The sequence below is a fragment of the Nostoc sp. UHCC 0251 genome (genome assembly GCF_034932245.1).
In the GTDB taxonomy this organism is placed as follows: domain Bacteria; phylum Cyanobacteriota; class Cyanobacteriia; order Cyanobacteriales; family Nostocaceae; genus Nostoc.
In genome coordinates this window covers 1-7,661 of record NZ_JAYGHD010000160.1, presented here as the reverse complement: position 1 = coordinate 7,661, position 7,661 = coordinate 1, and the positions used below count along the sequence as shown (strand labels likewise).

The 7,661-nt window shown below is 43.4% G+C and carries 8 protein-coding genes; 5 read left to right on the top strand and 3 right to left on the bottom strand.

Features of this window, described 5'->3' with window-relative positions; genetic code table 11:
• Positions 1-281: 281 nt before the first annotated feature.
• A complete protein-coding gene (locus tag VB740_RS16125; protein WP_323200979.1) occupies positions 282-1,082 on the top strand; it encodes a PhzF family phenazine biosynthesis protein in 801 nt (266 codons plus the stop codon).
• An 8-nt stretch (positions 1,083-1,090) separates the two neighbouring features.
• Here the strand turns inward: VB740_RS16125 and VB740_RS16120 are convergent, their stop codons facing one another.
• A complete protein-coding gene (locus tag VB740_RS16120) occupies positions 1,091-1,555 on the bottom strand; it encodes a DUF29 domain-containing protein (protein WP_323200978.1) in 465 nt (154 codons plus the stop codon).
• Positions 1,556-1,889: 334 nt separating this feature from the next.
• On the opposite strand from VB740_RS16120, the gene VB740_RS16115 reads away from it, so the two are divergent.
• The gene (locus tag VB740_RS16115) at positions 1,890-2,336 is read left to right on the top strand and encodes a DUF4332 domain-containing protein (RefSeq protein WP_323200977.1); all 447 of its coding nucleotides are present in this window, start codon (positions 1,890-1,892) and stop codon (positions 2,334-2,336) included.
• Between the two features lie 151 nt (positions 2,337-2,487).
• Here VB740_RS16115 and VB740_RS16110 read toward each other — a convergent pair whose 3' ends face one another.
• Complete coding sequence (locus VB740_RS16110) at positions 2,488-3,102, bottom strand: TetR/AcrR family transcriptional regulator (protein ID WP_323200976.1); 615 nt, start codon at positions 3,100-3,102, stop codon at positions 2,488-2,490.
• A gap of 149 nt (positions 3,103-3,251) precedes the next feature.
• On the opposite strand from VB740_RS16110, the gene VB740_RS16105 reads away from it, so the two are divergent.
• The gene (locus tag VB740_RS16105) at positions 3,252-4,907 is read left to right on the top strand and encodes a pitrilysin family protein (RefSeq protein WP_323200975.1); all 1,656 of its coding nucleotides are present in this window, start codon (positions 3,252-3,254) and stop codon (positions 4,905-4,907) included.
• A 29-nt stretch (positions 4,908-4,936) separates the two neighbouring features.
• Positions 4,937-6,454, top strand: coding sequence for a pitrilysin family protein (locus VB740_RS16100; RefSeq protein ID WP_323200974.1), 1,518 nt, complete (start codon positions 4,937-4,939; stop codon positions 6,452-6,454).
• A gap of 249 nt (positions 6,455-6,703) precedes the next feature.
• On the opposite strand, the gene VB740_RS16095 is transcribed toward VB740_RS16100, so the two are convergent.
• A complete protein-coding gene (locus VB740_RS16095; protein ID WP_323200973.1) occupies positions 6,704-6,835 on the bottom strand; it encodes a hypothetical protein in 132 nt (43 codons plus the stop codon).
• A 59-nt stretch (positions 6,836-6,894) separates the two neighbouring features.
• Between VB740_RS16095 and VB740_RS16090 the strand changes: the two genes are divergently transcribed.
• Positions 6,895-7,542 (top strand): Uma2 family endonuclease, encoded by a 648-nt coding sequence (locus VB740_RS16090; protein WP_323200980.1) that lies wholly within the window; start codon positions 6,895-6,897, stop codon positions 7,540-7,542.
• The last annotated feature ends 119 nt before the right edge of the window (positions 7,543-7,661 follow it).

Genomic DNA, 7,661 nt, shown 5'->3' with positions numbered 1-7,661 from the left:
ATTGAGTCAGAGACTCAATGAATGCATTCCCAGTCGGAGACTGGGAACGAGGAAAGTCTTATCAAGCTAGGTTTTTAGGACTTGTGTGTACACCGTAGCCTAAAAGGAGAGAGAAATAGAAGTGAGGTTTTCCAGATGCCGCTGAATTGTCAGAACTTATCGGGGGTTGGGGGATCTAAAACTATAAATGGGTGAACTTCAAGAATAATGGTAACTAGAGGCATAAATATATCATGCACTCCTGATAAATATAATGCTGTCTAATTTTCCAGGTGACTCTAATGGGACAAATCATTACTCAAGTTGATGCTTTTACCAATACACCTTTTGCAGGTAATCCTGCTGCTGTCTGTGTTTTGCCTACTCCCCAAGAGGATAGCTGGATGCAGAATGTGGCACAGGAGATGAATTTATCTGAGACGGCTTTTCTAGTTAGACAGGATGATGGTTTCAATCTGCGTTGGTTTACGCCCACGGTGGAAGTACCGCTTTGTGGACATGCAACTTTAGCTAGTGCCCATGTACTTTGGTCAGATGGGCATTTGTCACAGAATGAAGTTGCGCGTTTCTACACCAAAAGCGGAGTGCTAATTGCTAAGTTGCAAGGTGAGTGGATTGAGTTAGATTTTCCTGTGAATCATTCACAAGCAACAGTCGCCCCGCGAGAACTCAAGGCTGCTTTGGGCGTCCCATACAAATCTGTTTTCTTGAGTTCCTTGGGCTATTTAGTGGAATTAGCATCTGAAGATTTGGTACGACAAATACAGCCAAATTTTCAAATATTGAAAACCTTGCCTTTTTCTGAGATTATTGTCACCAGCCTCACCCACCCTGATTCTGAATATGATTTTGTCTCTCGCTTCTTTGCACCGGGTTTAGGGATTGATGAAGATCCTGTAACTGGTGCGGCCCATTGCTGTCTCGCTCCCTTCTGGCGCGATCGCTTGCACAAAAATGAGTTATTGGCTTATCAAGCATCCAGCCGTGGTGGCGTGGTAAAGGTGTATTATGACGGAGGCGATCGCGTCTTTCTTTCTGGACAAGCGGTAACTGTTATGCGAGGTGAGTTAATTACCGCATAAATCTAATATTACAAATCAATGGCATCCGGCAAAAACTCATCATCAAGAATTTGGGCAATGAAATAAGGACACTCCACTGGAAACGTATCTATTGGTAGTTGAGTTTCATTACTAGCAGCTTTCAATCCCCGATGGTAGCACTGGGCTAAAACTTCTTCTGGATAGGACTTGAGGCTGGGACTGTCTTGCAATAAATCTATAATTTTGTTGCGTTGCTCATCAATGGTATTTTGCCAAGAGCCACTCCGCAAACTAGATTGATATTGCCACTTGAGCAAATGCTGTAATAATACTTCCAAGCGGCTTTTCAACTCGCGTCGATCTGAGCGGCCCAAGCTTTCAATCTCCTCAATCACAGCATCCCAGTCTACTTGTCCAAATTGTCCAGCACGAATCAGTTGCACTGTTTTTTCTGTCCATGCGACAAAATCTGTTTCATATAACTGGGCTGCGCTTTTCGGAATCGGAGTCATAAGCTTCCTGCAATCACTGTAGACTATCAAAATTGGAGAGATATGACCATTTTAACGTCAGGGGCTAGGTGAGGCGATCGCGTCTTTTAGCCAGATAAGCCATAACACGCTTAGGGATTATTTTTGGCAAAGGTATTGATTGACTCTAACTAATTTCTGCAAGCCGATGCTGCAATCGCATTGTCAGTCGAAACAATCGCATTGTCAGCCGAGACAATCGTATTGCAAGAGTTTGGGTTAAAATAGCACAGCAATCAAATAAACTGCAAGAGCGTACTTTTGTAGAGAAGCGACTCTCACAATATCTAAACAAGCCTATATTTGAATTTCAAAAATGTCTGCTAAACACAAAGATAGTAGAAGTCCTATCCAATCTCGTGATTGGCCAATTGAGCAATTACCTGGACTGAGCCACGAGGAACAATCTCAACTGCAAAATTGTGGAATTACTAGTACAGGAGCGCTAGTCAAACAAGGGAAAACTTTAGAGAAAAGACTAGCATTAGCAAATCAACTACATATTCATCTTCAGTATGTAAATAAATGGATGGCTTTGGCTGACTTGGCGCGTATTCCCAGTGTAGGGATACAATATTGTGGTTTATTGCTCCATGCAGGTATTGGTTCTGTAGCACAGTTAGCTCAAACTCCCACTCACAGGTTGCACCAACAAATCATGCGCTTGCAGGTAGCAACAATGCAGCGACGAGATTTGTGTCCAGCGATTGAATTAGTACAACAGTGGAGCCAGCAAGCGAAAATAGTGGGGAGTGGGAATTAGGGAGTGGGGACAAGGGGACAAGGGGACAAGGGGACAAGGGGACAAGGGGACAAGGGGACAAGGAGACAAGGGGACAAGGGGACAAGAAAGAATTATTGAAGAAGTGTCTCACTTGTTTTTTCCCTACTCCCCACTCCCTACTCACTACTCCCTAATCTTTAACTAAAACCCCATTAAGGAAGATATCAGCGAGTCCTTCTGCCATTTCTTGCATTTGTTGGGGGGAGGCGTCAGGTTCTATGAGGGTGTTGTTAGAAAAACCTGCGATCGCAAACATTCCTAAAAAAACTTTGGCAACTAGCTTGGCGTCCATTTGGCGATAAATGCCTTTATCCATCGCTGTTTGAAAGAATGCTTCGCCTACGTCGGTCATTTTGGTAATGACTTCTAACTGGATGCGATCGCGCAAGTCGGGGTGAAACTGCACTTCCATAAAACAAACGCGCATTAAATCGGCATTTTTTTGGAAGTTCCACATCCGGCGACGCATTACCTGAGCTACGGCTTTATAGCTGCCCATTTCACTTAATTCTGTCAGCAAATCTGTAAGAATTTCCACCCATCCATTCGTGGCTACTTCCACCAAAATTGCTTTTTTATTGGCAAAATGACGAAAGAGAGTACCTTCAGCTACACTCGCAGCCTGTGCTAAATCACGGGTGGTAGTGCCGTCAAATCCCTGAGAGGCAAACAACCGTTGTGCTGCCTGCAAAATCCGGGTGCGCGTCTGAGCCTCTGAGGGTGGGGAAGAATTAAAAACTCGCATAACAGTTATGGTGATATTTCCGGAACAGGTTTTGTAGCATTATTGTCTAACGTCAAGTACAAAAACCCAACAAGCTTAATACAAGATTAACGCTCTTTTGCTAAGTATCCTGTTATTTAGGTAGTGTAACTTTATCTTAATTTTCGCTTATGAACTATATAAGTCGGTCAATTTTAGATTTGAGATTGGGGATTTTGGATTGGTCAGATAAAGTATCTGTCATATTGCGGCGGTTTTTTGTCGCTTTGTTGGCTTTGATCATCCTTTGGTGGGGATTGCTGCCAGAAATTGCTCTGGCTCAAACTCAGACAGTACCTTTTCCCCAAAGAGGGCTACAACCTACAAAAACTCAAACTCCACCAGTTCAAAGTTCGATTCAACCTTATCTGGATCGAGTGATCAAGCAGTTAACGGAGTTTCGCCTCGACAATGGTCTAAAATTTATTGTCTTAGAACGGCATCAAGCGCCTGTCGTTTCTTTCCTTACTTATGCGGATGTCGGTGGAGTAGATGAGCCAGATGGCAAAACTGGTGTAGCTCACTTTCTGGAACATTTGGCGTTTAAAGGCACGACGCGCATTGGTACAGAAGACTACAAAAAAGAAAAACCTCTATTAGAAACCTTAGAGCGGTTAGATGCTCAAATTCAAGCAGCAAAAGCCGATGGCAAAAAAGATGAGGTTGCTCGGTTAGAAGCTGAGTTTAAGCGAGTGGAATCGCAAGCAGCCAAGCTAGTCAAACAAAACGAATTGGGGCAAATTGTCGAACAAGCGGGAGGCGTGGGTTTAAATGCCAATACTTCAACTGAAGCCACCCGTTATTTGTACAGCTTTCCTGCCAATAAGCTGGAACTTTGGATGTCGCTGGAGTCGGAAAGGTTTCTCGATCCTGTAATTCGTCGTGAGTTTTATAAAGAGAGAGATGTAATTTTAGAGGAGCGACGGATGCGGGTGGAAAATTCACCCATTGGAATGATGGTGGAGAAATTTATTGATACTGCTTACAAAGCCCATCCCTACAGGCGTCCGGTAATTGGCTATGACCGAGATATCCGCAATCTGACACCAGAAGATGTTCAAAAATTTTTTGATACTTACTACGTACCAAGTAATTTGACCATTGCCATTGTCGGAGATGTTAACCCGACTGAGGTGAAAAAACTGGCACAAACTTATTTTGGCCGCTATGAAGCAAGAACCAAAGCTGTTGAAAAAATCCCGGTGGAACCGCCACAACAACAAACACGGGAAGTTACTTTACAGTTACCTTCTCAACCCTGGTATTTAGAAGGTTATCATCGTCCGGCAATTACTCATCCAGATAATGCAGTCTATGAAATCATTGGCAGTTTATTAAGTGATGGGCGCACGTCGCGGTTGTATAAGTCTTTGGTAGAGAAGCAGCGTTTGGCGCTAAATGCTCAAGGTTTCAGCGGTTTTCCTGGAGATAAGTACCCAAACCTGATGTTATTCTATGCTCTCACGGCTCCTGGTCATACGGTTGATGAGTTGGCGGTGGCTTTGCGCCAAGAAATTGACAAATTAAAAACTGAGCCTGTAGCGGCGGCTGATTTAGAACGGGTGAAAACCCAAGCACGGGCAAGTTTGTTACGTACTCTCGATTCAAATATGGGGATGGCTCAACAATTGTTGGAATATGAGGTGAAAACTGGCTCTTGGCGGAATTTATTTAAGCAGTTGGATGATATTTCGGCGGTGACGACGACTGATATTGTGCGGGTAGCAAAGGAGACGTTTACGCCGAAAAATCGCACGATTGGTAAGTTGTTGTCGAAAGAAGCTTAAGAGAAACGTAGACGCAAAGGTAGAGAGATATGCAGAGGTACAAGGTGAAGGGTAAAAGGCGGATGGTGTTCAAAATCCAAAATGGGAAAGGGCTTATTTATGCCTTGGTTGCTGTTTTTGCATGTTTACTTTTAACTTGTAACTTTTCTTTGGCGGCGACGGCTGAAGCAAAACATTATACAGAGTTACAGTTGCCACCGCTACCTGAGATCAAGTTACCTAAGTATGAACGGTTTGTTCTTCAAAACGGCTTGGTTGTCTATTTAATGGAGGATCACGAGTTACCGTTGGTGAATGGGACAGCGTTTGTGCGGACAGGAAATCGCTTGGAACCACTGGAAAAAGTCGGTTTAGCGGGTTTTACAGGCGCTGTAATGCGAACTGGGGGAACTAAGAAGCATTCAGCTGATGAACTCAACGAGATGTTGGAACAACGCGCGGCATCTGTGGAAACCAGTATTGCTGAAGCTTTTGGTACTGCTAGCTTTGATGCACTCAGTGAAGATTTAGAAACGGTGTTTGGGCTGTTTGCTGAAGTGCTGCGATCGCCAGCATTTCCTCAAGAAAAGCTAGACTTGGCGAAAACTCAAGCTAAGGGTGGCATTGCTCGTCGCAATGACAATCCAGATGGCATTGCTAGTCGAGAATTTAAGAAATTGATCTATGGGAAAGATAGCCCTTATGCTCGCACGATAGAATATGCGACGGTAGATCAGGTTGAGCGTGAAGATTTGCTCAAGTTTTATCAGCAATATTTCCACCCCAATAATATGATTTTGGGGATTGTGGGAGATTTTGACTCTCAAAAAATGCGATCGCTTATTCAAGCTAAGTTTGGTGATTGGAACCGCAACCCAGGTATTGCTAAACCCAAATTACCAAACGTTTTGCCAGCTAATACAGGCGGAGTCTTTTTTGTCAATCAGCCACAACTAACGCAAAGTAGTGTGCTTATCGGGCATTTAGGCGGACGCTTTGACAATCCTGATTATCCGGCACTCGATGTATTGAATGGGGTTTTAAGTGGATTTGGTGGACGCTTATTTAATGAAGTGCGATCGCGTCAAGGTTTAGCTTACTCTGTCTATGGCCAGTGGAGTCCCCGTTTCGACTATCCTGGGATGTTTATTGCTGGTGGACAAACGCGATCGGATGCGACTGTGCAGTTTGTCAAAGCCTTACAAGATGAAATCAAGCGCATCCAGACTCAAAGAGTTACAGCAAAAGAACTGGCTTTTGCGAAAGAGTCTACACTCAACTCCTTTGTATTTAACTTTCAAGACCCCAGCCAAACCTTATCACGATTGATGCGATACGAATATTACGGCTATCCTGCTGATTTTCTCTTTCGCTATCAAAAAGCCGTCGCCGCCACCACCGCCGCTGATGTGCAACGGGTAGCACGAGAATACCTCAAGCCAGAAAAGATAGTGACTCTAGTGGTGGGGAATCAAACCGCCATTCAACCGCCATTGACGCAGCTAGCAGCAAAGGTGACACCAATAGATATAACCATTCCTGGTTCGCAGCCACAGGCGAAGAATTAATCAAAAATTGCGATTAACCAAAACACTTGTAGAGACGGCGATTTATCGCGTCTCCCGGATTGCCCTATTAACAAGGTATCCTCCTCTGGATTTTCTGGTAATCAGCGTTTAGTTATGAGTACTTGACTAACTACTCAAATCAAATAATTTCCTTCATTATCGGGAAATGACTGAGGACAAATTGTAGTAACCAGTAGAAACTAAATCAGGAACCAAAACCTCTGGAGTTTCCAGAGGTTTTTCTTTAAATTACACTTTTCTAGGAGCGATCGCCCCATACACTTCAATAAAGGGATTTTTAAGCAGGCGAGATCCGACAACAAGCTGCTGTGTGTCCAAGCATCCGACAATTATAGTGATGAAGCAGTCAAAAATTGTCACAGCGCATTAGTTAACTGGAGTAAGCTAAATTTAGGTTTGAGCTACTGGGAGTGGAAATGATGTTGTTGGAATTAAAGCGCATCCATGTTCCACCAGGACAAAGGGTGTTACTGCGAGATGTAACCTGGCAGGAATTGGAAACAATTCTAGAGGATTTAGGGGAACACCGTGCAGCACGAATTGCTTATGACAGGGGAATACTGGAGATTATGGCACCACTGCCAGAACATGAATATGACAAAGAAATTATTAGTGATTTAATCAAAGCGCTTCTGGAAGAGCTAAATACTGAGTTTATCAGCCTTGGTTCTACCACTTTCAAAAACCAAGCAATGGCTCAAGGTATAGAACCTGACCAGTGTTTCTATATAAAAAATGAATCCAAGATTCGTGGCAAGAAGCAACTAGATTTAACAGTAGACCCCCCTCCAGATTTAGCTCTAGAAATTGATATTACTTCTCGCACTCATCCTAATATTTATGAATCGCTACAAGTGCCTGAGCTTTGGCGTTTTGATAAAGGAAAGCTCCAAATTAATGTTTTGCAAGACGGGCATTATGTAGAGTCTCAGCAAAGCCTAAATTTTCCTAAATTTAAACTAATTGAAACGATTCCCCAATATCTAGAGCAAAGTACAACAGCAGGTAGAAATGCAACGCTCAAGGCTTTTCGTCTTTGGGTACAAAAGCAGATACAACAGCAATGACTGAATAATCCGTAATTAATTTTGGGTACAGAGCCAATACGGTTCGGTTAAGGGAAGAGACGCAATAAATCGCCGTCTTTACAATAATCAGTCCTTTGTAGAGACGGCGATTTATCGCG